The following is a 24,834-nucleotide window of genomic DNA, read 5'->3' on the forward strand; positions in this document are numbered from 1 at the left end:
AGTGCACCTCCTTAAAGCGTGGGACGGGCACGTCGAGCCACCCGTGAGCCTTGAAGCTGTTATCCGAGAGATGCAGCCGTCGGCTGCCGACTCAATGGTTGAGAGCCTGATAGAGGCCGTGCGCAGCGACCTGGCTGATGTTCCGGGCCTGCTTGCAACGCTGACGACGTTAGACCCAGCAGAGTTGCTCCGGTTAGCTAGGCGTCTCGGCTGGACCGTGCAGACATTCATCGACTTTGATCTTCACCAGCAGCGGTCCAGGTTGAGAATCGAGGCGGCTCTCGCATCCGCCGCGGTGTGGGACGATACAGGGAGCTTCTGGGAAGCTATGCGCCTCCAACTTGGCGGCTGCCGCCCGGTTTTGACAGCCTTCGAAATCGTGGTGCGGAGCCGGGCCGCAGATATTCACGTACCTGAAGGTACACCGATATGGGAGCGCGAACACCTCCAGGATTTGCAGGAGGCAGACAGTGAAGCAGATTGGGAGCGTCTTGCAGAACGAGCCCACGCTTTTCCTAAACTCCCGAGACCCGACCTATGCGTAGCACAGGCAACCCGAGCCCTTGCGCTGCTGGATTGGCCTCGTTTGGTCCACCTTGCCGATGAGACAAAGAGTTGGCTGCTCGGCCATATGCTCCTAAGCCCCTTGCCGTTGGCAGATGCCTTCCGCCTTGCGACCGCAAGCGTCAGCGGCCACGTTCGCTTCGCGGCACTGGAACGTATCGTGAGGCGTGAAAAGCGCAGGCTATCACCAGAAGAAGAGACAGCGTTAAAGAATCTTCTGCTTATCTTGGCCAAGGATGAAAACGATTGGCCGCGCTGGCTTGCAGTCTGCAACCGCTATCCCGTTCGCAACCCTCACATGCAGGCCGCCCTCGGTCGCGCTCTCGCGCGCAGTGGGATGAGAGCACTTCGGGACTATGTAGAAAGTATCTCATTGCACATATCGGGCGGAGAGGGTCGTGAGTGCGTCACCCGGTGCCTGTCAGTTTTTCGAGCCTGCGCAGGGCAATCAAAGCGGCACACGCTCTGGCGCGAAGCGTTCAAGCGGTGGCAGACTTGGGACTTCGGCCGTGACGAAGAGCAGGGACTCAACACTATCGCTAGGAGCGAGCTCGACTATGGTGTTGTGGGATGGCTTATAGAGGGTGAGGAACAGGAGCCATGCCTGAATCTTGATCAAGCTTTCGAGCAGGAGTTGAGCGAGCTAGACATACAATGGCATGCATCAGTGAGCACAGCCATTTCAGGTTTTTTTAGATTGTTGTCCCGACATCAAGTCTTGGCTCATGCAAGGAGGCAATCAACACGCGATGCGGACTGGCTTCCAGGACCGTCCGTTTATGTGCCGGCAGCTGCAAGCGACGTGTTCAATCAGCGGCGCTACCATTGGGATGGCCGATAAAACAAGGCGCACAACACCCGCCCGGTGTTGCCTGAATGCATGGTCCGGCGGGCGCGCTCAATGCGCAGAGCATCGGCGGATGCATAATTTTTCCTCATGCGACTGCTGCCTTTGACCCTAGGCGGACACTCATGCATCACCGCAGCGATCCTGGCGTGTTGCTTCCCAGACGCCGCGGACAGCATTCGCATTAATCGCCGCAACGCGGAGGCCAACCATCCGATGGGCCACCTGAGCGCCACGCGTAATGCGATTGCGAATCCGCGTGCTACAATGGCCCGGACCTGCCAATCGAGCCCTGTGACGGCAATCTCCAGCTCAACCAAGACATTCCGTGGGTGGTCGCCGGAGCATTGTCGCGTCGGGCAATAGGACAAGCGAAACGGCCAATCATGATCAGGAACCGTGGGAATGCCAGTGACGGCGGGACGGTGAGCGTTCCGGTGATCGGTCACGTTGTGTGCGCGGGCTTTCCCTCCCCGGTTCAGGACGACGTCGAGGGCAACGTGGAGCTTCCGCGCTGGATAGTGCCTAATCCGGCCTTCCGCTGGCCGATACGGCGATGACGTTAAAGTGGATCAACCCATGGGAAGGGTCCTGGCTCAATCCACGCTCTTCACCTGACAGCGTCAGCGCCCGTCAAAGCTCCTGCCTGTCCCAGTGGGGTGCGTATCCGCGCCGTGTTCGGCCATAATCCGGCACGTCAGTTTCCCGGTTTCTCCTCTCGCCGTGGATCAGCCAGGCGAGGGCGTATCCGGCCGCTGCCGCCGTGAACAGCGCGAGCAAGGGGTTTCCTGCGACCTGCTGCGTCACGGTGCGCTGACCCTGGCGGATGTAGCGCTCCGCCTCCGGGTATCGCTCGCTCGCCTGTCGGGCGTAGTGCTCGCCGCGACCGTACATGTCGCGGGCGACGCCTGACGCCTGATCCGAAACCTCGTGCAGGGCATCCCGGACCTGATTCAGAACATGCTCGGTCGAGGCCTGCGGCGGATCGGCCTGCCGGTCGCCCGCCTGATGGCCGGGTTCCCGCTCGGGCTCGGGGCCTTTGGTGATGGTCACGGAGACCGGGTCGCTCGTCGGAAAGGTCTCCTCGATGGCGTGGTCGAGCCTTGCATCCAGGTTCTCCTGCGAGTTCTCGGCCAGATCGTTGTCCAAAGGTTGCCTTGCAGACCCGTTCCCCTCCCTTTCAGGTGCGGATCGGCTGCCAGCATGAGGGGGGTTTGCCATGTGCGTTCTCCAGGGCGCTCCGGGCGGGTCCGTCGCTCAGCGTCCTCGGGGTAACGCCAAGGCCGCAAAGGCTGTTCCGGCCCTGCTCGATCCGTGCAAGCAGCCTCACCGCACGCAGCGCCCGTCCGGCGGGCTCACGGTCGGGATCGGCGTTGACCCGTCCCCTTGTCAGCGCCATGTAAACGCAACGTCCATCAGGAAAGGAATGAACTCCATGGCCGGCAAAGCGCGCACCAGACCCTCGTTCAAGAAGAATACCCGCCGCTACAAGACGGTGATCGCCCCGGCCAAGGTGCTCGAAGGGCAGAGGAACCTCACGAAGAAACGCCGCTACGCCAACCGCCACGGCTAGCTGGACGGCAGACACGGGAAGAACAGCGGATCGCCCCGCTTCTTCAGGGACCGAGGCCACCGGCCACGCCTCGGGCTGCCCCTTCAACCCGGCTGCAACCATAGGCCTTTCGGGAGGCAGGTTCCGGCGCGAACGGCCGTGACCTAGCCCATCCCGAGGGCCAGCCTCCGCATGGTGCGGATCGGGCCTAGAAGGTGGTGAAAGCTGATGGTTCTATTTCCAGCTCCACCGCGCCTGTGGATGCCTACCACACCTCCGCGCATGACAAGGACCAGCCGCAGCGGAGCGTCTCGACGACCGTGCAGCTGATGGAGGCCACCAACGACACCACGATCCTGGTCAAGGCGGCCGAGGCGGGGGCCCGGCAGCTGTGGCGGGACGGCTACCGCTACTCCAAGGCCGGAGTCGTGACGGTCGATCTCGTGGCCATGGACCGGGCGCCACGCGCCCTCTTCGGCGGCTTCGACCGGGAAAGGGGCGCACGGCTCATGAGCGCCCTGGATGCGGCCAACGCCCGCTTCGGACGCGGCGCCGTCACGCTGGCGGCGGCGGGCATCAAGAAGCCGTGGGAAACGAAATTCGAGAAGCGGTCACCGCGCTACACGACGCGCCTGAGCGATCTTCCCAGCCTTTAGGACAATCGACCGGGCGGCGGCACCCCATCCGAGCCTTCCAGGGGGGCTGCTCTATATGAGCTCGAAGCCGAGCCTATTCGGATGATTGAGGGCGCCATGAGAGTGATCGTCTGCGGTGCCGGGCAGGTGGGCTCCACCATCGCCCGCCATCTTGCCACCGAGGGAATCGACGTAACGGTGGTGGACATCTCGCCGGAGCTGGCCCGGCGGGCGGACGAGAGCTACGACGTCCGCGGGATGGTCGGCCACGCCGCGCATCCCGAGGTTCTCGAGCGGGCGGGCGCACAGGATGCCGACATGCTGATTGCGGTCACCCGCTCCGACGAGGTCAACATGGTGGCCTGCCAGGTGGCCTATTCGCTGTTCAACGTCCGCCGGCGCATCGCCCGCGTCCGCCATCACGGCTATCTGGAGCCGATCTGGAAGGGCCTCTACGCGTCCGACCAGCTGCCCATCGACGTGATCATCTCACCCGAGGTCGAGGTCGCCAACGGCATCGTCCGGCGCCTCAAGACGCCCGGCGCCTTCGACACCGTGGCGCTCGCCGACGGCCGGGTTCACCTCCTCGGGGTTCACTGCAACACGGGCGGATGCTCCCTGATCGGGCAGCGGATGAAGGAGCTCTCCAGGGCGGGCGGCTCCGGCATCGTGGTCGGCGTCATCGTGCGCGACGGCCAAGCCTTCGTGCCGAGGGCCGAGGATCGGGTGCAGCAGGGCGACGACGTCTACGTCATCACGGAAACGGACCGCGTGGATCGCGTCATGGCGTTCCTGGGCCACGAGGAGCAGGTCGCCCGCCGCATCGTGATCGTGGGCGGGGGCAATGTCGGCCTCAACCTGGCGACCCGGATCGCCCGCCATGCCCCGTACGTCTCGCTGAAAGTGGTCGAGCATTCGCGGGAGCGGGCCGAGTACATTTCCCGCGAGCTCCGGGATGCCGCCGTGGTGATCCAGGGCGACGCCCTCGACAAGGAGGTGCTCATCGAGGCCAATGTCCAGAGCGCGGAGACGATCATCGCCGTGACGAACGACGACGAGACGAACATCTTCGCCTCGGTTCTGGCCAAGCGCGAGGGCTGCACCCGCGCCATCACCCTGGTGAACAAGACCTCCTATGAACATGTGCTGCCGGCGCTGGGCATCGATGCGGTCGTGAGCCCGAGCGCCATCACCATATCGACGATCCTGCGCCATGTGCGCCATCGCTCGATCTCCGCCCTTTACACGCTCCGGGAGGACTTCGGCGAGGTGATCCAGGCGACGGCCCAGGAGGGCTCGCGGCTGGTCAAGGGCACCCTGCGGGAGGCCGGCATGCCGGACGGCATGCTGATCGGCGCCATCGTCCGCAACGGCGAGGTGATCATTCCCACCAGCTCGACCCGGGTGCATCCCGGCGACCATGTCATCGCCGTGGTGGCCTACCGGGCCCTGCGCAAGGCCGAGGCGGTGCTGGCCGGCTCGGCAGCCGATCCAGAGCACCAGGGCTGACCGATGCGCGAGAGATCGTTTTCGGGCGCATGGTCCCCACCCTACCTTCGTCCGGTCTTTCACCTGACGGGCCGCATGCTCCTGGCGCTTGCGGTCGCCATGCTCCTGCCCGCGGGCGCCGACGCGCTCACGGGCGATCCCGACTGGCGAGCCTTTCTCATCGGCAGCGGCATCACCTTCGCCTGCGCCGCCGCGTTGACCCGTGCGACCCGCTGCCGGCTGTCCGGCGGGCTGACCCTGCGCCAGGCCTTTCTCCTCACGCCTGTCGCCTGGACGACCATCGCGCTCTTCGGAGCCATCCCCCTCTACATCTCCGATTACGCCCAGCTGCGGGACCACTTCACCAATGCGTTGTTCGAGTCCGTGTCGGGCCTGACGACCACCGGCGCAACCGTGATCGTCGGCCTCGACGACGCCCCCAAAGGCATTCTTCTGTGGCGGGCGCTCCTGCAATGGCTGGGCGGCATCGGCATCATCGGGGTCGCCATCTCGATCCTGCCCGCCCTCGGCGTCGGCGGCATGCAGCTGTTCCGGACGGAGTCCTCCGACCGGTCCGAGAAGGTGATGCCGCGCGTGCGGGAGATCGCGACCGGCATCGTCCTGATCTATATGGCTCTCACGGTGGCCTGCGCGCTTGCCTACTGGCTGGTGGCGATGACGCCGTTCGATGCCATCGCTCATGCGCTGACCACCGTCTCGACGGCCGGATTTTCCACCTCCGACGCCTCGATGGCCCGCTGGAACAATGCCGCCCTGCACTGGATCGCGACCCTGTTCATGCTCTCGGGCGCCGTGCCGTTCGTGCTTTACCTGCGGCTGTTTCAGGGGCAGCGCGATGCCCTGCGCGACAGCCAGGTCCAGTTCCTGGCCATTCTCCTGGCGGCCCTGATCGTCGCCGTTGCAGCATGGTTGATCCTGGCGGCCGGGCACGGCTTTGCGGACGCCCTGCGGCTTGCCGCCTTCAACGTGGTGTCCGTGGTGACGACGACGGGCTATGCCACAGCCAACTACACCCTCTGGGGCAACCTGATGGTGGGCCTGTTCTTCGGCCTCATGTTCGTGGGCGGCTGCACGGGATCGACCACGGGCGGGATGAAGATCTTTCGCTTCCAGGTGATGGTCCGCATGCTTCAAAGCCAGTTCCTGCGCCTGCTCTATCCACGGGGCGTGTTCCCCCGCGTCTATGCGGGCCGGCTGCTGCCGGACGACGTGATCGGGTCGGTGGTGGTGTTCTTCTCGCTGTACTTCATCTGCTACAGCGCGCTCACCTTGGCCCTGATGGCGTTCGACCTCGATTTCCTGACCAGCGCCAGCGCCGCCGTGGCAGCCCTGTCGAATGTGGGGCCGGGGCTGGGTCCGATCATCGGTCCGGCCGGCAACTTCGCGACGCTCCCGGACGCCTCCAAATGGCTCCTCTGCTTCGGCATGCTGCTGGGGCGGCTGGAGCTGTTCACCGTGCTGATCCTGCTCTTTCCCCAGTTCTGGCGCGGGTAGGCCTCATCGGTCCTGCTCCCGTCCAGGCTCTCCGGCGACGTCGCCGGAGAGCCTGCCCTTCAGGCCGTTGCCGCATCAAGAGCTGCCGAAGCTCTTCGTGCCCGGAGCACCGATCCGCCCATGGCACCTTCCCGACCCCGCACGCCGCCATCGCCAAAGCGCATGCTGGAACGGGCGTCACGGCATCATTCGATCACCGTGTCGGCGCCGCTGATCAGGGAGGGCGAGACATCGATGCTGAGGGCCCTTGCCGTTTTCAGGTTGACCACCAGCTCGACCTTCGTGACGAGCTGCACCGGCAGGTCGGCGGGCTTCTCGCCGCTCAGGACGCGTCCGGCGCAGTTGCCCGTGCGGCGATGCGACTGCATGAAATCGCCCCCGTAGCTCATGAGGCCGCCGGCTGTCGGAAAGTCGCGGGACTGGGTGACCGCGGGCATGGAATAGCGCAGGCACAGATCGGCAAGCTGCGTGCTGCGGAAGGCGAAGTAGGGATCCGAGGTGAAGACGAGCCCGCCCGCCTGCTCCCGGGTGGCGGAGGAAAACATCGCCTCGAACTCCTCCTCCTTGCTGGCATTCATCACATGGAGCCGCACGCCCAGCGCCTCGGCCGCCATCTGGAGGTTGCGCAGCTGCGAGCCCGAGGTCGGGCTGGTCGGGTTGACCGCAACGGCGAAGGAGGAGGCTGACGGGCGCAGCTCGTGCATGAACTCCAGGCGCTTGCGCGACACCTCCACGCTCAGACTCGACACCCCGGTGAGATTGCCGCCCGGCCGCGACAGGCTGTCCACCACGCCGAGGGCCACGGGATCGCCTCCCATCTCGAACACGATAGTGATCGTCTTCGTCGCGGCCTTCGCGGCGAGCGCGGCCGGTGCGCCGCCGGAGGCCACGAGAACCGCGACCTTGCGGCCCGCGAGATCGGCCGCAAGGGCGGGCAACCGGTCGTACCGGCCTTCCGCCCAGCGGTACTCGATCGCCACGTTGCGGCCCTCGACATAGCCCGCCTCGGCAAGGCCCTCCCGGAAGGCCTTGAGGCGGCTGTCGAAGGGTCCGGGGGATTCCAGGCCGAGATACCCGATCACCGGCATGGCCTGGGATTGCGCGCGCGCAGGCAGCGCGCATGCGGCCGCGCCGCCGAGCCAGGCGAGAACGTCCCGCCGCCTCATGGTCCCGGCCTCCGGGATGGTCCCGGCCTCCGGACGCGAGAAAGAGGCGGATCCGCGAGATGGGACCTTCTTCCAACCGCCATCATCCGGGCACCTCGCAGGGTTCAGGGGCAGCCGCCAGCCTGGGCCGTATCATAACCGCAACGGCCGCCTCACGAAACCGGCCCGGGCGACCCTTAAGGGGAGGTGATCAGGCCGCATCGGGCTGATCGGCGAAGGCCACGCGGTAGACGAGGAGCTCCTCGTCGTAGCCCTTGATCGGACGCATTCCCATGGGGTTCACGGCGCGCTTGCCGTCGACCGCGCGGGCCACCGCCCCGTCCGCGAGAATCTCCCGGTCGGCGGCGGAGGCGCACAGGCGGGCCGCGAGATTCACGACGCTGCCGATGGCCGTGTAGTCGAACCGGCTCTCGTAGCCGATGCGCCCGACCGTGGCGGGCCCTAGGGCAAGCCCCACCCCGAATCCGATCCGGTAGCCCCGCCGCCGCCAGCCGGCGATCAGGGTCTGCACGCTCAGCTGCATCTCCACCGCCATGTCCACGGCCTGCAGCGCCGGCTCCGCGACCGGGACCGGGGCGTTGACGAGCACCATCAGCCCATCGCCCGAAAAGCTCGTGAGCGTCGCCTCGTACCGGGTGATGATCCGGCCCAGCGCGTCGTAGTACTCGGACAGGACGCTCATCACCTCCTCGGGAGCAGCCCTGGCCGAGAAGGGCGTGAAGCCCCGCAGGTCGCAGAAGACCGCCACCACCTCGGTGCGGCGGCCCTCGAGCACGTCGTCGTCGCCCGTGCGGTCGACCAGCTCCGCAACCTGGGGCGCCAGGAACCGCTTGAGCTTGGCGATGCGCTCCTGGCGTTCCTGCGACACGGCGAGCTCGGCCGCCATCGCGTTGAAGCTATCGGCCAGCCGCTCGAGCTCGTCCCCCGTCCTGATCTCGATCCGGTGGCCGAACTGCCCGGCGCCGATGCGCTCGGTGCCATCCTCGAGCAGGCGGATCGGCTCGGTCATCCTGCGGGCGAGAATGAAGGCCAGGAGGCATGCGAAGGCGCCGCCGGCCAGGAGAAGGCCGAAGGTCCGCCACAGGGCCGCGTAGATCGGCCCGAAGGCTTCGGAAAGAGGCTGCTCGACCACCACGGTCCAGTCGGGGCCGGCCACGGGCGTGGCGGCCGCCGCGACGGCTATGCCCCCGGCGTCCCGGCCCGTTGCGACATCCGCCGGCGCGCGCCTGATCTCCTCCCGGATCCTCTGGAAGGGAGCGAGCGTCGCCTCGTCGGCGCCCCGCAGCACGAGGTTGATGTCCGGGTGGGCCACGAGCCGCCCCGGCCCGTCGAGCACGAAGGCGTGGCCCGTCCGGCCGATCTTGATCGCCGCGACCACGTCCCAGATCAGCTTCAGGTTCACCTCGGCGACAACCACGCCGACGGACGGCCGGTTACCGGTGAGCGCGATCGTCATGTAGGGTTCGGAGTCCCGGTAGTAGCCCACCTTGCCGTACCAGAGCCGGTTCATGCGGGCTCCGGCGACCGCCACTTCGGCGGAACGATCCATCCGGCTCTCGGTGCGGTTCAGGCCGATGCGCGAGACGTAGAGACGCTCCCGGCCGTTGCCGTCGAGCAGGGTGAGGCTTGCCACGGCCGGCACCTGCCGCAGCAGGCGCAGGGCATCGATCTGCCGCCTCTCGTCCGGTTCTCCGGTCCAGGGGAGCTGGACCAGCCAGCCGAGCTGATTGGTGATGCCGTCGAGGAAGCCCTGGATCTTGGCTCCCGCGGACCTGGCCTCCACGCCCAGAAGCTGCTCGAGCCTCGTGCGTTGATCGCGGTAGCCGAACCAGGCCTCGCTGAGGCCATTGGCGGCAAGCGGAATGACCACGGCCAGAAACAGCACGAGAAAATATTTCAGGAAGAGGCCGCGGAACTGGAGATGCTGCCCGATCATGACCGTATACGTCAGCCGGTTTCGCCGAGGGCTGGCTGAAGCCGCACGGCAGGCATGGCGCGGTGCGTCGGAACGGAAGGCGAATAGATCATCGAGATCCCCGGACCCTCGGCTGTCGCATATGGGCGATTAAGAAGCCAGGCGCGGCGCCCCGCCAGTGGTTTGCCTCCACGGTGCGCCACTATCCCCTGCGCCGTCGCGCCGATCCCTCAGGCCGCCCGGTTCGCCGTCCCGCGCGAGGTCACCGTCAGGGCGAGCCCGCCCAGGACCGGGATCACGCCAGCGGCGACCACGAGCCCGGGCCGGAGCCCAAGGCCTGCGCTATGCCGGCAGAACGATCACCTTGGTCTTGACCGGCGTCCGCGAGTACAGGTGCATCATGTCCTGGGTGAGCAGGCCGACGCAGCCGCTGGTGATGCCGTTGCCGATCGATTCGGCGTCGAGGCTGGCATAGATCGTGTAGAGCGTGTAGGCGCCGTTCTGGTAGAGATGAAGCGTGCGGGCGCCGAGCGGGTTGTCGAGGCCGCCCGGCATGCCGCGGGCCCATTTGGCCGCTTCGGGCTGACGCTTGATCATCGCCGCGGGCGGGGTCCAGGTCGCCCATTCGCTCTTGCGCCCGACATAGGCGTCCCCGCTCCACCGGAACCCGTCGCGCCCCACATTGGCGCCGTAGCGGGTGGCGTTGCCGTCTTCCTCGACGCGGTAGACGTAGTAGTTGCCGGGGTCGACGATGATCGTGCCGGGCGCCTCTTTGGTGTCGTAGCGAACGGTCCGGCGATAATATTTCGGATCCACCTTGCTGACGTCGATCGCCGGGATCGGGAATTTCTCGTCGGGCACCGGCCCGTAGACCTTCGACGCCTCGGCGAGGCTCATGCCGTCGGAGGTCACGCAGCCGGCCAGCCCCAGCGCGCCGATACCGGCGGCCGAGCCGGCCAGAAACGACCGGCGGCTGAGAAGCCCCGCCCGATGCCCGGGCAAAGCGACCTCGTCCGTTGCGCCTGCATCGGCATTCCTACCGTCGTTGATCATGATTGGCCGCTTCCCTTGCTTCCGCTGCCCGGCGAGACAATGCTCCGGCAACCACCCGCTGAATGTCTTGTTGAGCGGGAGATTGCCGTCCCACGGCTCGATTGGCAAGCCCGGGCCTTCGCCGGGCAAGGCTTGGCCCCGCATCCGAGCCGGTCACGTCCCCCCGGTTTCGCTTCCCCTGGCGCTCGGCCAAGCCCGAGGCTTGGGCAATCCGGGGTACCCATCCCGATGGCATAACCCGTCAAGGTAGAAAACAGGCCTGTCTTCCTTTGATCCGCCTTAGCCCCTTTGAGTCTCTGTCGGACTTCATGGGCTTGGTGCAGTCTGCTGCACGACGATCGCGCGCTCGTGATGGTGGCGCCACCGACAAATACCTCGGGGTTACCGAGGCAGGGACGGGTAAATGCTTCTAGAGAACGAGAAACTGGCTCGCGTGAATGGCTTCGCCGGCGCCTCGCCTTCCGGCGAAGGCGCAGGGTCCGAAGCCGGGATCACGCTGAGCCAAGTGCTTCGTCGCCATGCAACCCGGCTCCCGCACCATCCCGCCATCGTGTCGGCTGCTTTCGCGCCTCTGACCTACCATGACCTCCAGCGCCAGCTCGACGAGATCCGCCGTCAACTGCGCCAGGCCGGCTTCGACTGCAACAGCCGGATCGGGGTGCTGATGCCGAACGGCCCGGAGGCGGTTCTGGCCATCGTGGCGGTCGCCTGCTGCTGCATAGCCGTGCCGCTGGACCCGCGCCTGACGCCGGCCGAAATCGACGATCGCCTCGACCTGCTGCGCCTGAAGGCCCTTCTCGTGCCGCAGGGCAGCGCCTCCGCGGCGCGCCAGAGCGCCGAGCGACGAAAGCTTGCGGTGATCGAGGCTGCTTCGGCCGGGCACGGCCGGCTCGGGCTCGACATCGCCGTGCAGGCCGCCGGTTCGCCGGTTGTCGACGTGGAGCCCGACCCGCGCTCGCCTGCCTTCATCCTGCCGACCTCGGGCACGACGGCCCAGCCCAAGCTCATTCCCTTCAGCCATGCCAACATGCTGGCGGCGGCGGACCGGCTCAGGGCCTGGTTCGACCTCACCCCTTCGGATCGCTGCTTGAGCGTGTCGCCCCCCTACTACTCCCATGGGCTCAAGGTCACCGTCTTCACGCCGCTCCTGACGGGCGGCAGCATCGCGGTCCCGGCGAACGCGTCGGTGCTGGCCCTGGACGAGTGGTTCGAACTCCTGCGGCCAACCTGGTACTCGGCCGGCCCCACGCTCCACAACGCGGTGCTGGACAAGGCAAGGGGCTTCGCGGATGCGCAGGCGGCCCACACCCTGCGCTTCATCGTGTCCGGCGGCGCGCCGCTCCCGAAGGACGTGCGGGACGACCTGCAGCGCATCCTGGGCGTGCCGGTGCTGGAGCACTACGGCTCCAGCGAGGCCGCGCAGATGGCCGCCAACCGGCCGCCGCCGGGCCCGAACAGGCCGGGAACCTGCGGGCAGGCCTGGCCCGGCACCCTGGCCGTCGTCGGAGAGGGCGGCCGCCCGCTGCCGGCAGGCGAGCACGGCGAGGTCTGGGTTCGCGGCCCCACGGTGATGTCCGGCTATCTCGAAGCGCCCGCACTCAACGAAGCCGCTTTCTCGAACGGCTGGTTTCGCACCGGCGATATCGGCAGCCTCGACCAGGACGGCTTCCTGTCCCTGCACGGGCGCCTGGGCGAGCTGATCAACCGCGGCGGCGAGAAGATCTCCCCGGCCGATATCGACGCCGCGCTCCTGCGCCATCCGGCGGTCGCGGAGGCGGCAGCCTTCGCGATCCCTCATCCGCGCCTCGGCGAGGACGTTGCGGCCGCCATCGTCCCCCATCCCGGCGCGCAGACCACGCCTGCGGAGCTTCGCGGGTTCCTGCAAAGGGAGCTGGCCTCGTTCAAGATCCCCCACCGCATCCTGATCCTCGACGAACTGCCCAAGGGCACGACCGGAAAGGTTCAAAGGCGACGGCTGCGCGAGATCCACGGCGCGCCGTCGAACCATCCGGCGGCGCAGCCCCCGCCCGATGGGCGCAAGGAGCCTTCGGATCTGGAGACGGAACTGCTGACCCTGTGGCGCAGGCTCCTCAAGTCCGAGGCCGTGACGGCCGACGACGACTTCTTCGAATCCGGCGGCGATTCGCTTCTGGCGACGGAGATGCTGATCGAGGTCGAGCGCCTCATCGGGCATCTCGTGCCGGAAACGATCCTGTTCGGGGCCGAAACCATCCGCCAGCTCGTCCCGAGGCTCACCATGCTGGCGGCAACGCCCGCAACGCCGTTCTTCCAATCCCATCCCGACGGCGACCGGCCGCCCCTGTTCTTCTTCCATGGCGACTTCGTGAGCGGCGGCTTGGAAGCGCGGCGACTGGTGGAGCTTTTCGGGCGCGGCTACCCGATCATCACCATCGATCCCCATGGCCTTCGCGGGGAGCCGGTTCCGCCGTCGATTGCGAAGATGGCCGCCGACCGCCTGCCGCTGATCCTGGAAAAGCAGGCGAGCGGGCCGTTCCTGCTGGGCGGGAAATGCAACGGAGGCTTGGTGGCGTTCGAGACGGCTCGCCTGCTGATGGCCGCCGGCCACAGGGTTGAGCTGGTTGCGATCATCGACCCGCCGGGCATCAGCGCTCGCCCGGCATCGCGGGCGATGCTCGAGCTCATGCAGCCCCTTGTCGCGCCGCGCCGCCTGGGCTGGGCCTATGAGCAGATGGCCCGGCTGGAACGCTTCCTGAAGATGCAGTCGCGCGAGCGGCTCGCCAAGATGCACAACGCCCTGTTCAAAGCCAACAAGCGCCCCCCGTCGTCGCTGCTGGAGGTTTATTCGATCGCGATGGCGCAGTATCGTCCGGAGCCGCTCAATGTGCCGGCAGTCTTCTACTCGGCCGGTCACGACGGTCAGGCATGGCGGCGCCTCAGCCCGCAGCTCGAGGTCATCCAGGTGCCCGGAAGCCATCTCGGCTGCCTGACGGTCGGCGTGGAGCCGTTGGTCGACCATCTGCGGCATCGGATCGACGCTCTGGCCGACGGCGCACCGCTGTCGTCGAGCCGGGCGCGCTGAACGTCATCGCCAGCCCATCGCTGGGGCCACATGCTTCAGGATGGCCTCGATCACATGGGCGTTGTAGGCGACGCCAAGCTGGTTCGGCACGGTCAGAAGCAGCGTGTCGGCCTCCGCGATCGCCTCGTCGGCTTTCAGCTCCTCCACGAGCCTGTCGGGCTCCGCCGCATAAGAGCGGCCGAAGATCGCGCGCATGTTGTCGATGATGCCGATCTGGTCGCCGTCCTTGCCGCGCCCGAAATAGGCGCGGTCCTGGTCGTTCACGAGGGCGAACATGGAGCGCGAGACCGAGACGCGCGGCTCGCGGGTGTGGCCGGCTTCCTTCCAGGCTTCCCTGTAGCGGCGGATCTGCCGGGCCTGCTGCACGTGGAAGGGCTCGCCCGTCTCGTCCTCCTTCAGGGTGGAGCTCTGGAGGTTCATGCCCTGCTGGGCCGCCCACACCGCCGTCGCGTTGGAGGCGGAGCCCCACCAGATGCGCTCGCGCAGGCCCTCCGAATGCGGCTCGAGGCGCAGGAGGCCGGGCGGGTTGGGGAACATCGGGCGCGGGTTCGGCTGGGCAAAGCCCTCGCCCTTGAGCACGTTGAGAAACACCTCCGTGTGCTGGCGGGCCATGTCGGCGTCGCTTTGGCCTTCTTGCGGCGCGTAGCCGAAATAGCGCCAGCCGTCGATCACCTGCTCGGGCGAGCCGCGGCTGATGCCGAGCTGGAGCCGCCCGCCGCCGATGTGATCGGCCGCGCCCGCATCCTCGGCCATGTAGAGGGGGTTCTCGTAGCGCATGTCGATGACGGCGGTGCCGATCTCGATGCGGCTCGTCCTCGCGCCCACCGCCGCCAGCAGCGGAAAGGGCGAGGCGAGCTGGCGCGCGAAGTGATGGACGCGGAAATAGGCGCCGTCCGCGCCGAGCTCCTCGGCCGCCACGGCCAGGTCGATGGACTGGAGGAGCGTGTCGCGGGCGGACCGGGTCTGCGACCCCGGCGAAGGCGACCAATGTCCGAACGAGAGAAAGCCGATCTTCTTCATGGGGCGGTCCTGTGCAAAGGCTTCAGCCGGTTCGGCGCGCGAGCCGGCGGACGGGCTGTGTGCGGTCAGGAACCTCGTACGACCGCCGCCGCCGCAGATCAACCTTGCCGCGGCTCTCGAACCGGGCTCCTCTCGACTCTGCTCCCTTGCGGTCGCGCGAACCGATCCGCCCCGCGCCCGCGCATATAGGCCTGGGGGCTGCACCCCATGTCGGTCCGGAACGCATAGACGAAGGCCGAGGTCGAGCCGTAGCCGAGCTCCAGGGCCGTGCGGGTCACGTCCAGGCCGCCGCCCATGAGCTCGATCGCCTTGAACAGCCGCAGGCGCCGCCGCCACGAGCGCAGGCTCATGCCCATCTCGGCCTCGAAGCGGCGGGCGAGCGTCCGTTCCGACATGCCGAGCTCCCGCCCCCACGCCTCCGGCCCGCGCGGGTCGGCCGGGCTGGCGTAGAGCGCCTCGCACAGCAATGTCAGGGATGATCCGCCCCGAGGCCACGGGAGTGCGCCCGGGAGGGCTTGCGCCCGCCGGAGCTGGTCGAGGATCAGGCTCGTCACGCGGCCGGCATAGCCGTCGCGGTCCTCCTCGCCCTCGATGGCCGTGGCCTCGACGATGAGCGCCTTGAGCAAGGGCGTGACGCCGAACACGGTCGGGCTCGCGGGCAGGCCGCGCCCGGCCTCGTCGGCGATCCAGAGGCTGCGAAACTCCGCCCCGAGCAAGGACCCGGTGCGGTGCGGCAGGCCCGTCGGCAGCCACACGGCCTGCTCCGGCGAGATCACGAAGGAGTGCCCCTCCACGGCCACCGTCAGCACGCCGGAGATCGCGTAGACCATCTGGTGCCAGCGATGCGCGTGCTCCGGGAAGGAGTGGCGGGCCGGGATCGCCTGCGCCCGCACGGTGATCGGCCGCGGCGGCGCGAGGCCGGGCGGCGCTTCAATCGTTTCCCAGGTCATGCGTTTCCCAAGTCATGCGTTTTTCAGGTCATGCGTTTTTCAGGTCATGCGCTTTCCAGGTCATGCGTTTCCCAGCTCGCGCCTGCCTCAGTTTGGCCGATATTCTATAGAATTTGGCAGGCTGTCAAAATACGGCCAGGAGAGGTTGGCGTATAAACGGCCTCAACCCGCGCGGATGCCCGCCGCCCCAGAACGAGGAACCTGCCATGACACGCTTCGACAGCCGTGGCCTGCCGCTCTCGACCGCGTCCGACCTTGCCGCCGGGCGCTACCGGGAGGGCATCGACCTGCTGCTTTCGGCCTGGCCCGGCGCCGCCGAGGTCCTGGACGAGGCCATCGCGGCCGACCCGGACTTCGCCCTCGCCCATGCGGCCCGCGCGCGCCTGCACGCCATCCGGACCGAAGTGGCGAAGGCCAAGGCGCGCATGGCTGCGGCGGAGGAGATCGTCGCCCGGCGCGGGACCGAACGGGAGCGCAGCCATGTGGCGATCCTGTCGCTTGCGGTCAACGGCCAGTCGGCCAAGGCCCTGGAGCGGGCGCTCGCCCATACGGAGACCTGGCCGCGCGACGTGCTGATCCTGTCGCTGCCGCTCGGGGCCTTCGGGCTGTTCGCCTTTTCGGGCATGGCGGATCACGATCAGGCGCGCGTCGATCTCTGCGAACGCCACGCCCGGCACTTCGACGCGGACGACTGGTGGTTTCTCACCTACCGGGGCTGGGCGCATGCCGAGAACGGCAACGTGGCGCACGGCCGGGCGCTGACGCAGCGCGGCTACGACCTGCGCACCAACAACGCCAACGCGGCCCACGCGCTCTCGCACGCCCTGTACGAGGCCGGCGCGCACGAGGATGCGGAACGGCTGATCGAGTCCTGGCTGCCGGGCTACGACCGCTCAGGGGTTCTCCACGGCCATATCGCCTGGCACTCGGCGCTCGGCGCCCTGGAGCGGGGCGATCCGGAGCGGGCGCTGGCGATCTACGCCGATCACATCCAGCCCTCGGTGACGGCCGGCATGCCGGTGAACGTGGTGAGCGACACCGCCTCCTTCCTGTGGCGGCTGAAGGCCTATGGGCACACGGTGCCGGCGGGGCTGTGGGAGCAGGCGGCGGCGTATTCGGCGGGCTACTTCCAGAAGGCGGGCTTCGCCTTTGCCGACGTGCATATGGCGCTGATCGCGGCGGCAACCGGCGACAAGGCCGCCGTCGAAGAGCGCGTGAAGGCTCTGATGGGGCTGGTCGAGGCCGGCGCCCTGCCGGCGGGACCGGTGGTGCCGGCGGTCTGCCGCGCGGCGCTCGCCTTCGCGGAGGAGGACTACGCCGTCTGCGCCCGCATCCTGGAGCCGGTCGCGGCCGAGGTCGTGCGCATCGGCGGCAGCGGCGCCCAGCGCGAGATGATCGAGGACATGCTGCTGCTGGCCCTCATGCGGGGCGGCGAGGCCGCGAAGGCAGGCCAACTGCTCGACCGCCGCCTCCACCGCCGCCCGTCGCCGCGCGACACGCGCTGGCACGGCCTGCTCGCCGCCTGAGGATCCTCCATGTCACATGCCGATGCCGATGCCGCGATGGCGGTCGGGCCCGCGATCCGCTCCGGGGATGCCGATGTCTGGAGGCTCGCGGTCGCGCAGGCGCTCGCAGGCGCCAACTCGGCGGTGGTCTACGCCACCGGCGCCATCGTCGGCAGCATGCTCGCCCCGAGCCAGGCGCTCGCCACCCTGCCGATCTCGATCTTCGTGGTGGGCATGGCGGCCTGCACCCTGCCGGCCGGCGCGATCGCCCGCCGCCATGGCCGCCGCGCCGCGTTCCTGACCGGAACCGGATGCGGCGTGCTGACCGGGCTGCTCGCTGCCCTGGCGATGGTGCTGGGCTCGTTCTGGCTGTTCTGCTTAGGAACTTTCTTCGGTGGCGCCTATGCCGCCGTGGTCCTGTCCTTCCGCTTCGCCGCCGCCGATTGCGTCCCGGCCCCACGCCGCCCGCGCGCCTTGTCCGCCGTGATGGCCGGCGGGGTGTTCGCCGGGGTCATCGGTCCGCAGCTCGTCACCCACACCATGGACCTGTGGCAGCCCTACCTGTTCGCGGCGACCTTCCTGGCGCAGGCGGCGGTGGCGGCCCTGTCCGCCCTCGTGCTGCTCGGCGTCCGGGTTCCCATGCCCACCCTCGCGGAGATGGCCGGCGGCCGGCCCCTCGGAGCCATCGTGCGCCAGCCGCGCTTCATCACCGCCGTGATCTGCGGGATCGTCTCCTACACGCTCATGAACTTCATCATGACCGCCGCCCCGCTGGCGATGCGCCTGTGCGGCCTGTCGCAGGAATCGTCGAATCTCGGCCTGCAATGGCACATCGTCGCCATGTATGCGCCCGGCTTCTTCACGGGCCGGCTGATCACGCGCTTCGGCGCGCCGCGCGTGGTGGCCGCCGGATTGGCGCTCACCGCCGTCTCCGCCGCCATCGGGCTCACGGGCGTGGACGTAGCGCATTTCTGGCTGACCCTGATCCTGCTCGGGCTGGGCTGGAACTTCGGCTTCGTGGGCGCCTCGGCGCTCGTGCTGGACTGCCACCGCCCGGAGGAGCGGACCAGGGTGCAGTCGCTCAACGACTTCCTGGTGTTCGGCACGATGGCCGTGGGCTCCTTCTCGTCCGGCGGCCTGCTGACGGCCTATGGCTGGAGCACGGTCCTGTGGGTGTCGTTCGCGCCCCTGGCGGTCGCGGTCGCGGCTCTTGCCGTCACGGCGTCGTCCCGCCCCGGCCGCGCGGCGGGCTGAGGCGTCACCGGCGGGCGGTCTTCCTAGCTGGGCAAAGGCGCGCTTCGGCAGACCTCCATCGAGACCCTGACCGTCATGACCTGCTGCCCCTGCTCGTCCCTCACCTCGACGGTGATGTCCCGGGTATCGCCCTTCGGAAGCTGATCGCGCCCGATCTCGGCCGCACCGCAAGCCGCCTCGTATTCGGCGGCATCGAGACTGTCGAGTTCAAGACCTGCCTCGTCGGAGGTGAAGCGCGTTCCTTCCCGCACATCGAAGTAAAAGCGAGGCACTGCCGTCTCCTGGGAACAATTCTATAATCCGCGGCAGCATCGTTTGTTCAGCCGTCGCCGAGGTTGCGGCCCTGCTAGCGCGGCTCGCTTTCCAGGCACAGAAAGGTCGGGTCGAACTCGGCGATCTGCTGCAGGCGCGGCCAATCCTCGATGATCACCGTTTCTCCCCGCCAGACGATCACGCCCTCCGCCCGCAGCTCCTGGACGACCCGGTTCACGTGAACGGTGGAGAGCCCGAGGCAGTCGCCCAGCTCCGCCTGGGTCAGGGGGAGCTTGAAGCTGTGGCCTTCGGTAAGCCCGACCGCCTGAAGGCGCAGAAACAGCTCGCAGAGCAGGCTGGCGGCGTGCTCCAGGGCGGACTGGCGCCCGATGGTGACGATCCAGTGGCGATGGATGGCCGCGTCGACGGCGATGTTCACGCCCAGCAGGCGGGTCAGGTGCGGCTGGGTCTCGGAGATGACGCGCAGCGCCTCGTGAGGCACCACGCCCACGGTGCAGGCCGTCACGGCCATGACGCCATGATCCATCCGCTTGACCAGGAAGCTGTGGAGATCGACGAAGTCGCCGGGCACGTGCAGGGCCGTGATCTGGCGTTTGCCCGTGCGCACCAGGTTGTAGCGGGCGGCAAAGCCCGTGATCAGGAAGAGGCTCTCGGAGGGACGGTCCCCCTCCCGCGCCAGGTCCTCCCCCTTGGCCGCGGCCCTTTGCCGGACGACGGCCTGCTCCAGCAGCCGGCGCTCCGCGTCCGAGATGCGGTCGAACTGTTCAAGCTTCCGGATCAGAGGGGCGGCTGGCATGAACGATTCCTGGGAGCGGTGGAACTGGGGAGCAGCTTAGACCAGATGCCGCAGGATGACGAGCAGGGCTGAGCCAGGCCCCGATCCCGACCCGTAAGCGGCCTTGCCGGAACGCGACAGCCCTTCTCCGGCCCGGAAAAAAGCACCCCTAGCGCAAAGCCCTCTCGATGAAATCGGCGCGCTCCGAAACATCCGCCTTGGGCAAGATGCAAAGGTCGTAGCCCAGCGCCGGATAGGCCTCCAGCAGGCGGGAATACTCCGCTTCCGCCGCCGCGATGCCGTGACGCCGCTCGGGATCGGTTGCGTAGATCTCGGGCCATGGCGGCGCAAGAAACACCCTGCGGTGGTAGCGGTGCTCCCAACGGAGCGCGGCCAGGGCCGGCTCACCTGTGAGGTGCTGCAGCGCAGCCGCGGCATCGACCAGGCCCCTGTCGAAGAACACCCACCCGTCCGAGATGGCCGCCGATGCCCGGTCCTCGAGGGCCATGGCCATGGCGCGGCGCGCGAAGGCGGCCGCGTCGATCCAGGGAAGCGCCGATCCGCCCTCCTGCAATTCCTGCTTGACGATTCGCCGGCCCGGCTCCTCCACGACCGCGTGGCCGCGCCTGCCGAGCTCGGCGAGCAATGTGGACTTTCCCCCGCCCGAACAGCCGGAAACAACGACAAAACGCTCCATTTTCTCCCATCCCATGGTGTGACATCCGTGTTTTCTCAGTCTCCCGCCGGAGCGTCCGGCGCGAGGGCAACCGGCAGGGCCGCTCCGGTGTTGAAGCGGGTTAAGGGGATCCCCGAATGGACAGCCCGCTTGCAGCTTGGCAATGACCGGTTATCCTGCTTTCCCTTAGGTTAGAGCATTCATGACCTCACTTCCTTTCGATCCCGACGACGAAGCGCTCCGCTGCCTTGTGGAGGCCCTCACGGAAAGCGGGCAGGCCGTGTCCATCTTCGATGCCGAGGATCATCTCCGCTACGCCAACAAAACCTACCAGGGCATGTTCCTGGGCGACTACGACGGCCCCCTCACCTTCGACGGCATCATCCGCCACGCGCACAGGAACGGGCTCGGCGTGCGCATCGACGACGGGGATGTGGAAGCCTTCCTGGCCAGAACCCGTGGCCGGCGCAGGAGCGTGCACCGCAAGTCGTTCGAGACCGACCTGCTGGATGGCCGCTGGTTCTGGATCGATCACACGGTGCTCCCGAACGGCTGGGTGCTGTCGGTCGGCGCCGACATCACGGCCCTGAAGAAGAACGAGAAGTCCCTGCGCCAGGCCCACGAGGCGGCCCTCAAGGCATCGCGGACCGATCAGCTCACCGGGCTGCCGAACCGCCGCCACATCCTGGGGCTGCTCGACGAGGCGCTCGCCGCCCACGAGGGCACGGGATCCGTCCTGTGCGTGGCCGTGATCGACATCGACCGCTTCAAGGCCATCAACGATTCCTATGGGCATGAGGCGGGCGACGCCGTGCTCGAGCATTTCGCCCGGACCTGCCGGGAACGGGTGCGGGCCCAGGACCATCTGGGCCGGACGGGCGGGGAGGAGTTCCTGCTGCTGCTGCCCGACGTCGGCATCGAGGGCGCCGTGCGCATCGTGGATCGCATCCGGGACGGCTTTCCTTCGGCGGTGCTGGGGCATGGCGAGCTCGAACTGCCGTGCACCTTCAGCGCGGGCGTGACCGAGGCCCTGCCGGACGACGACCGCAGCTCCATCCTGCGCCGGGCCGACCGGGCCCTTTACGCCGCCAAGGCGGCGGGACGCAACCAGACCCGGATCGGCCTCGAAGCGAAGCGCTAGAGCATTCCTCGGCGAAGCCGGTCCGGTTCGCCGCCGGAAAATGCGGCAAACCAAAGCCTGGCGCCGATCCCATGTGGGTGAAAACGGCGCCAGGGTTGCGGCGCACGGGGGCTGCGCGCGGGATCCGGGCCGCTCAGCAGGCGATCTGCGCCCCGGTCATGTGAACGGGCGTGATGGGCCTGACATCCCGGCCGGTCACGGCACAGGTGAGACGGGCCTCGGAGCGGCATTGCGGTCCCTTCGGGGGGCCTGCCCTCGGGCCGACGGCGAACTGCACGGTCACCTCTCCGGGCGCGGTCTCGATGAAGCCCTCCACGGAGGACAGCCAGGTCTGGGCCACCACGTCGTCCGTGGCGCGCGCCTCGTTCACGGCGTTCTCCAGGCAGGCGGCCGCGGCCTCCTTCGGCTGCAGGGGCGTCAGCACCACCGGCTTGGCGATGGCCGCCGTGGCCTCCACCTCGGGAGCGGGCTTGGTCGCGGACGGCTGCGGCTCGGACGCCTCCGGATCGCCGCGGAACCCGTTGACCGACGCAAGCGCCAGAACCGCGAAGACGGCGGTCTGGACCGGGATGCGCTTGAGCTTGCCCAGGAGCGTCATCCGGCTGAAGAGCACGTGCCGGTAGGCATAAGCGAAGACGGCCACAAGGGTCAGGAAGATAACGGCTCGGAGCATGATGAAACGGGCTCGCGCAGGGTCGGGCAAAGGACTGATTGATTCTGGGAACGCCCTCAATCTAGCGCAGGATCCTCAGCCTCGCATGGACTAAGTCCTGCTTTCCGCCGGCATGGTTAACCATGTTTTAAAATGCCCTTGGCGTGCGGCCGGAAAACGGGCCTACACTGCCATGACGTAGGGAGAGACAGTCCGTCGTCTCCTGCGTTTCGGGCATCCGGCAGGATTGCTCATCGGCCCATTCGAACGGTGGGTCCGCTCAGAAAGGTTGCAGCATGAAGAGGTTGGTCACCGCCCGCGGCCCCATACCGGCTGCCCAGATGGACGGATACCTGATCGAGGAGGGGCTGCTCGACGGCATCATGATTCAGGTGAGCGACAGGGGCGGCAACCTGGAGATGGCCTTTGCCGACCGGGACCTGCGCTACCTCTCGCAGTTCTCCGCAACGCAGCAGGCCCAGTGGCTGCAGGACGCGATGCTGCATTGCGAGGCCGGATGCGCGCTCGAGACCGCCGACGGCAAGCCCGCCTGGATCATCGACGAGGTGCCGCAAAGGCTCCCCTCCCCCATCAAGGCGATGCGCCCGGCCCGGGCGACCCCGGAGCTTCCCCCCGGGCTGGAGTTCCTGAGGCGCGGCTGATCCCGCATCCCAGGCCCACCGGGGGACCTCCTTCGACCCGGAGCCGCCCCGCGGGCGCTTCGGACCAAGCCTGCGGGCGCTTGAGGCCCCGCCTGCGGGCGCTTGGCGAATGCGCAGGATTATCGAGAGCCCCGAACGTTGCATGACATCGGCTGTCCGAGCCGCCGGAATGCAAAATGAACTTACGTTGTTAAAGATTTCATTTGCATGACCGTTATCCTATGTTAGATTGAGTCGGACTCAGAGTAGACTTTTAGCGTATCAGCTAAGTACTGAGTACTATCACCAGCAGCGTGATCCTTTCCGGTACATCGTTTGTACCGATGTGTTACTTGTATCCAAGTAAAATTGATCCTTCCTGACGTATAGCTTCTCATTCCAGAAGATGAGGGAAGTTATGGCTAAAAAAGCTCTCCTAGTAGCGATCAACGATTATGGCCACCCGGCGAACAATCTGCCGAGTTGCGTGGCCGATGCGCAGGCGATGGCGGACCTGTTCGAGACCCGGTTCGGCATCAACGACACGAAACAGCTTTTCGACAAGGAAGCCACGCTGGAAGCCGTCGAGGAGGGACTGGATTGGCTGTTCCAGGACGCCACCAAGGACGACCGGCTTATCTTCTACTTCTCCGGCCATGGCTATCAGGCCCCGAAGGGCACGACGCTCGACGAGGTTCTCGTCCTGCGGGAGAACAAGTTTCTGCCAGACGACCGCTTGAGCAGCCTCAGCCAAGGGGTCCCGGAAGGAACCCTGACGGTGATCCTCGACTCCTGCTTCTCGGGCGGACTGGACAAGGTCCCGATCTTCTTCGACGACAGGGTCGAGCTCGCCATTCCCAAGCGCTGGACGCCGACCGATCCGGACATGCTGACGGCCGAAGTGAAGAGCTTCAAGCGCGTCAAGAACTACCGGCCCTTCGGCTGCGAGCCCATCAACGGCATCAAAAGGAAGTCGTTCAAGCTCTCGTCCAAGGGGCTGTCGGTCAACCCTGCCTCACCGGACGAGGTGGCTCAACCGCGCCTGAACGGCCTCCTGCTTTCAGCCTGTCTCGAAACCGAGACGGCGTCGGCCTCGACAAGCAAGACGGACGGTCTGTCCGCATTCACATACGGGATCATCACGTCGCTCAAGGATCTGCCCGGCAACTGCTCGAACATTTCTCTGATGGAAGCGGCGGCTTCCCAGCTGAGCACGCTCTCGTTCCGTCAGACGCCCGTTCTCAAGGAGCCTCCCGCTCCGCCCAACATCGCAAAGCGCAGCTTCATCACGTTCGACGAAGCTGCATCCAAGCCTGGTGCCGCGTCCCATGTGGCCAGTCCGGCGGAAATCATCGAAAGCATTTTCCGCTTGTTCCTCAAGCAAGGAGAGGGTGAAAAAATGACCGGTACACCGATCTATGGAAGCTCGCAGGACAAGGGTTTGTTGGATCTCCTGCCCGTGCTCATCAACGTTCTCTCGAAGGATTACCAGCCAGGCGCCCAAGGGGCTTCCAACGGCCAGTCGCAGGACAAGGGCCTGTTCGACCTCCTGCCCGTGCTGATCAACGTTCTGTCCAAAGGCTATCAGCCCGGCATGCAAGGATCCTCGGGGATGTCGTCCCAGGACAAGGGCATTCTCGACCTTCTGCCGGTGCTCCTCGGCGCCCTGACCAAGGGCTACCAGCCGGGAATGCAGGCTCATTCGGGCGCCCAGTCGCAGGACAAGGGCATCTTCGATCTCCTGCCCGTCATCATCGGGGCCCTGACCAAGGGTTACCAGCCGGGAATGCCGAGCTACGGCGCTAGCCCGTCGCAGGACAAGGGCCTGATCGACCTTCTGCCCGTGCTCCTCGGGGCCTTGACCAAGGGCCATCAGCCCCAGGCCAATATGGGCATGGCCGGAGGGATGATCCACTGAACGGCCCCGAAGCGCCTCCGGACGCGAACGGTTGAACGCTCCTCTCCCAAGCCGGTCTCCGGCTTGGGAGATTGCTTTGGCGCACGGGCCCTCACCTGCGCGCAGCGCCCGCCATCCGCCTCGGCCTGGCGCGAGGACCGGGCCGGCCGCAGGACCCATGCAGCGATTTCATCAAACGGCCCAACCAAATCATGTGCGACGCACGGCGGGTCTGCGGCAGCGTAGCGCTGGTT

Annotated in this window: 21 protein-coding genes; 11 read left to right on the top strand and 10 right to left on the bottom strand. The window is 67.2% G+C overall.

Annotated elements, in window-relative coordinates; translation table 11 throughout:
• Positions 1 to 43 precede the first annotated feature (43 nt).
• On the top strand, positions 44 to 1,405 hold the full coding sequence (locus tag JKG68_RS08710) for a hypothetical protein (protein WP_202058210.1): 1,362 nt from the start codon (positions 44 to 46) through the stop codon (positions 1,403 to 1,405).
• 639 nt (positions 1,406 to 2,044) lie between these two features.
• On the opposite strand, the gene JKG68_RS34665 is transcribed toward JKG68_RS08710, so the two are convergent.
• The gene (locus JKG68_RS34665; RefSeq protein WP_202058217.1) at positions 2,045 to 2,632 is read right to left on the bottom strand and encodes a hypothetical protein; all 588 of its coding nucleotides are present in this window, start codon (positions 2,630 to 2,632) and stop codon (positions 2,045 to 2,047) included.
• Between JKG68_RS34665 and JKG68_RS08720 the strand changes: the two genes are divergently transcribed.
• The 4 genes from JKG68_RS08720 (at position 2,631) to JKG68_RS08735 (ending at position 6,601) form a co-directional block, all read left to right on the top strand.
• Positions 2,631 to 2,984 (top strand): hypothetical protein, encoded by a 354-nt coding sequence (locus tag JKG68_RS08720; protein WP_202058220.1) that lies wholly within the window; start codon positions 2,631 to 2,633, stop codon positions 2,982 to 2,984. The two genes, JKG68_RS34665 and JKG68_RS08720, sit on opposite strands and share 2 nt — an antisense overlap.
• A 194-nt stretch (positions 2,985 to 3,178) precedes the next feature.
• Entirely contained in the window at positions 3,179 to 3,619 is a 441-nt protein-coding gene (locus JKG68_RS08725) for a DUF4113 domain-containing protein (protein WP_312890761.1), read from the top strand.
• A 96-nt stretch (positions 3,620 to 3,715) separates the two neighbouring features.
• Positions 3,716 to 5,107, top strand: coding sequence for a Trk system potassium transporter TrkA (gene trkA, locus JKG68_RS08730; RefSeq protein WP_202058227.1), 1,392 nt, complete (start codon positions 3,716 to 3,718; stop codon positions 5,105 to 5,107).
• A 3-nt stretch (positions 5,108 to 5,110) separates the two neighbouring features.
• Complete coding sequence (locus JKG68_RS08735) at positions 5,111 to 6,601, top strand: TrkH family potassium uptake protein (protein ID WP_202058229.1); 1,491 nt, start codon at positions 5,111 to 5,113, stop codon at positions 6,599 to 6,601.
• Between the two features lie 185 nt (positions 6,602 to 6,786).
• Here JKG68_RS08735 and JKG68_RS08740 read toward each other — a convergent pair whose 3' ends face one another.
• The 3 genes from JKG68_RS08740 to JKG68_RS08750 all read right to left on the bottom strand — a co-directional run bounded on the left by JKG68_RS08740 (position 6,787) and on the right by JKG68_RS08750 (position 10,735).
• Complete coding sequence (locus JKG68_RS08740; RefSeq protein ID WP_202058231.1) at positions 6,787 to 7,767, bottom strand: ABC transporter substrate-binding protein; 981 nt, start codon at positions 7,765 to 7,767, stop codon at positions 6,787 to 6,789.
• Positions 7,768 to 7,957: 190 nt separating this feature from the next.
• Positions 7,958 to 9,703, bottom strand: coding sequence for a cache domain-containing protein (locus JKG68_RS08745; RefSeq protein WP_202058233.1), 1,746 nt, complete (start codon positions 9,701 to 9,703; stop codon positions 7,958 to 7,960).
• Positions 9,704 to 10,024: 321 nt separating this feature from the next.
• Complete coding sequence (locus tag JKG68_RS08750) at positions 10,025 to 10,735, bottom strand: L,D-transpeptidase family protein (RefSeq protein WP_202058235.1); 711 nt, start codon at positions 10,733 to 10,735, stop codon at positions 10,025 to 10,027.
• A 403-nt stretch (positions 10,736 to 11,138) separates the two neighbouring features.
• On the opposite strand from JKG68_RS08750, the gene JKG68_RS08755 reads away from it, so the two are divergent.
• Positions 11,139 to 13,796, top strand: coding sequence for an AMP-binding protein (locus JKG68_RS08755; RefSeq protein WP_202058237.1), 2,658 nt, complete (start codon positions 11,139 to 11,141; stop codon positions 13,794 to 13,796).
• Positions 13,797 to 13,799: 3 nt separating this feature from the next.
• On the opposite strand, the gene JKG68_RS08760 is transcribed toward JKG68_RS08755, so the two are convergent.
• The gene (locus JKG68_RS08760) at positions 13,800 to 14,816 is read right to left on the bottom strand and encodes an LLM class flavin-dependent oxidoreductase (protein ID WP_202058239.1); all 1,017 of its coding nucleotides are present in this window, start codon (positions 14,814 to 14,816) and stop codon (positions 13,800 to 13,802) included.
• A 98-nt stretch (positions 14,817 to 14,914) separates the two neighbouring features.
• Positions 14,915 to 15,766, bottom strand: a complete 852-nt coding sequence (locus tag JKG68_RS08765; RefSeq protein WP_202058241.1) for an AraC family transcriptional regulator — start codon at positions 15,764 to 15,766, stop codon at positions 14,915 to 14,917.
• 206 nt (positions 15,767 to 15,972) lie between these two features.
• Between JKG68_RS08765 and JKG68_RS08770 the strand changes: the two genes are divergently transcribed.
• Both JKG68_RS08770 and JKG68_RS08775 read left to right on the top strand, forming a co-directional pair.
• Positions 15,973 to 17,292 (top strand): tetratricopeptide repeat protein, encoded by a 1,320-nt coding sequence (locus JKG68_RS08770; RefSeq protein WP_202058324.1) that lies wholly within the window; start codon positions 15,973 to 15,975, stop codon positions 17,290 to 17,292.
• A gap of 9 nt (positions 17,293 to 17,301) precedes the next feature.
• A complete protein-coding gene (locus JKG68_RS08775) occupies positions 17,302 to 18,525 on the top strand; it encodes an MFS transporter (protein ID WP_202058244.1) in 1,224 nt (407 codons plus the stop codon).
• Between the two features lie 23 nt (positions 18,526 to 18,548).
• Here JKG68_RS08775 and JKG68_RS08780 read toward each other — a convergent pair whose 3' ends face one another.
• The 3 genes from JKG68_RS08780 to JKG68_RS08790 all read right to left on the bottom strand — a co-directional run bounded on the left by JKG68_RS08780 (position 18,549) and on the right by JKG68_RS08790 (position 20,270).
• The gene (locus JKG68_RS08780; RefSeq protein ID WP_202058246.1) at positions 18,549 to 18,797 is read right to left on the bottom strand and encodes a DUF6894 family protein; all 249 of its coding nucleotides are present in this window, start codon (positions 18,795 to 18,797) and stop codon (positions 18,549 to 18,551) included.
• Between the two features lie 74 nt (positions 18,798 to 18,871).
• A complete protein-coding gene (locus JKG68_RS08785; protein ID WP_202058248.1) occupies positions 18,872 to 19,594 on the bottom strand; it encodes a Crp/Fnr family transcriptional regulator in 723 nt (240 codons plus the stop codon).
• A 148-nt stretch (positions 19,595 to 19,742) separates the two neighbouring features.
• The gene (locus JKG68_RS08790) at positions 19,743 to 20,270 is read right to left on the bottom strand and encodes an AAA family ATPase (protein WP_202058252.1); all 528 of its coding nucleotides are present in this window, start codon (positions 20,268 to 20,270) and stop codon (positions 19,743 to 19,745) included.
• Positions 20,271 to 20,451: 181 nt separating this feature from the next.
• On the opposite strand from JKG68_RS08790, the gene JKG68_RS08795 reads away from it, so the two are divergent.
• Positions 20,452 to 21,390 (top strand): GGDEF domain-containing protein, encoded by a 939-nt coding sequence (locus JKG68_RS08795; protein ID WP_202058256.1) that lies wholly within the window; start codon positions 20,452 to 20,454, stop codon positions 21,388 to 21,390.
• Between the two features lie 133 nt (positions 21,391 to 21,523).
• Here JKG68_RS08795 and JKG68_RS08800 read toward each other — a convergent pair whose 3' ends face one another.
• Entirely contained in the window at positions 21,524 to 22,063 is a 540-nt protein-coding gene (locus JKG68_RS08800; RefSeq protein ID WP_202058257.1) for a hypothetical protein, read from the bottom strand.
• Positions 22,064 to 22,338: 275 nt separating this feature from the next.
• Between JKG68_RS08800 and JKG68_RS08805 the strand changes: the two genes are divergently transcribed.
• Both JKG68_RS08805 and JKG68_RS08810 read left to right on the top strand, forming a co-directional pair.
• Positions 22,339 to 22,704 (top strand): hypothetical protein, encoded by a 366-nt coding sequence (locus tag JKG68_RS08805; protein ID WP_202058258.1) that lies wholly within the window; start codon positions 22,339 to 22,341, stop codon positions 22,702 to 22,704.
• Positions 22,705 to 23,101: 397 nt separating this feature from the next.
• Positions 23,102 to 24,601 (top strand): caspase family protein, encoded by a 1,500-nt coding sequence (locus JKG68_RS08810; protein WP_202058260.1) that lies wholly within the window; start codon positions 23,102 to 23,104, stop codon positions 24,599 to 24,601.
• Positions 24,602 to 24,834: the final 233 nt, after the last annotated feature.

Origin of the sequence: Microvirga aerilata (genome assembly GCF_016743775.1) — a bacterium.
Taxonomy (GTDB): domain Bacteria; phylum Pseudomonadota; class Alphaproteobacteria; order Rhizobiales; family Beijerinckiaceae; genus Microvirga; species Microvirga aerilata.

Bases quoted from the DNA above. Each gene is read 5' to 3' on its own strand.
- JKG68_RS08805 (WP_202058258.1), top strand. From the start codon at position 22,339: ATGAAGAGGTTGGTCACCGCCCGCGGCCCCATACCGGCTGCCCAGATG.
- JKG68_RS08750 (WP_202058235.1), bottom strand. From the start codon at position 10,735: ATGATCAACGACGGTAGGAATGCCGATGCAGGCGCAACGGACGAGGTC.
- JKG68_RS34665 (WP_202058217.1), bottom strand. From the start codon at position 2,632: ATGGCAAACCCCCCTCATGCTGGCAGCCGATCCGCACCTGAAAGGGAG.
- trkA (WP_202058227.1), top strand. From the start codon at position 3,716: ATGAGAGTGATCGTCTGCGGTGCCGGGCAGGTGGGCTCCACCATCGCC.
- JKG68_RS08790 (WP_202058252.1), bottom strand. From the start codon at position 20,270: ATGGAGCGTTTTGTCGTTGTTTCCGGCTGTTCGGGCGGGGGAAAGTCC.
- JKG68_RS08770 (WP_202058324.1), top strand. From the start codon at position 15,973: ATGACACGCTTCGACAGCCGTGGCCTGCCGCTCTCGACCGCGTCCGAC.
- JKG68_RS08740 (WP_202058231.1), bottom strand. From the start codon at position 7,767: ATGAGGCGGCGGGACGTTCTCGCCTGGCTCGGCGGCGCGGCCGCATGC.
- JKG68_RS08735 (WP_202058229.1), top strand. From the start codon at position 5,111: ATGCGCGAGAGATCGTTTTCGGGCGCATGGTCCCCACCCTACCTTCGT.
- JKG68_RS08745 (WP_202058233.1), bottom strand. From the start codon at position 9,703: ATGATCGGGCAGCATCTCCAGTTCCGCGGCCTCTTCCTGAAATATTTT.
- JKG68_RS08810 (WP_202058260.1), top strand. From the start codon at position 23,102: ATGGCTAAAAAAGCTCTCCTAGTAGCGATCAACGATTATGGCCACCCG.
- JKG68_RS08760 (WP_202058239.1), bottom strand. From the start codon at position 14,816: ATGAAGAAGATCGGCTTTCTCTCGTTCGGACATTGGTCGCCTTCGCCG.
- JKG68_RS08795 (WP_202058256.1), top strand. From the start codon at position 20,452: ATGACCTCACTTCCTTTCGATCCCGACGACGAAGCGCTCCGCTGCCTT.
- JKG68_RS08800 (WP_202058257.1), bottom strand. From the start codon at position 22,063: ATGCTCCGAGCCGTTATCTTCCTGACCCTTGTGGCCGTCTTCGCTTAT.
- JKG68_RS08755 (WP_202058237.1), top strand. From the start codon at position 11,139: ATGCTTCTAGAGAACGAGAAACTGGCTCGCGTGAATGGCTTCGCCGGC.
- JKG68_RS08765 (WP_202058241.1), bottom strand. From the start codon at position 15,766: ATGACCTGGGAAACGATTGAAGCGCCGCCCGGCCTCGCGCCGCCGCGG.
- JKG68_RS08775 (WP_202058244.1), top strand. From the start codon at position 17,302: ATGTCACATGCCGATGCCGATGCCGCGATGGCGGTCGGGCCCGCGATC.
- JKG68_RS08785 (WP_202058248.1), bottom strand. From the start codon at position 19,594: ATGCCAGCCGCCCCTCTGATCCGGAAGCTTGAACAGTTCGACCGCATC.
- JKG68_RS08720 (WP_202058220.1), top strand. From the start codon at position 2,631: ATGTGCGTTCTCCAGGGCGCTCCGGGCGGGTCCGTCGCTCAGCGTCCT.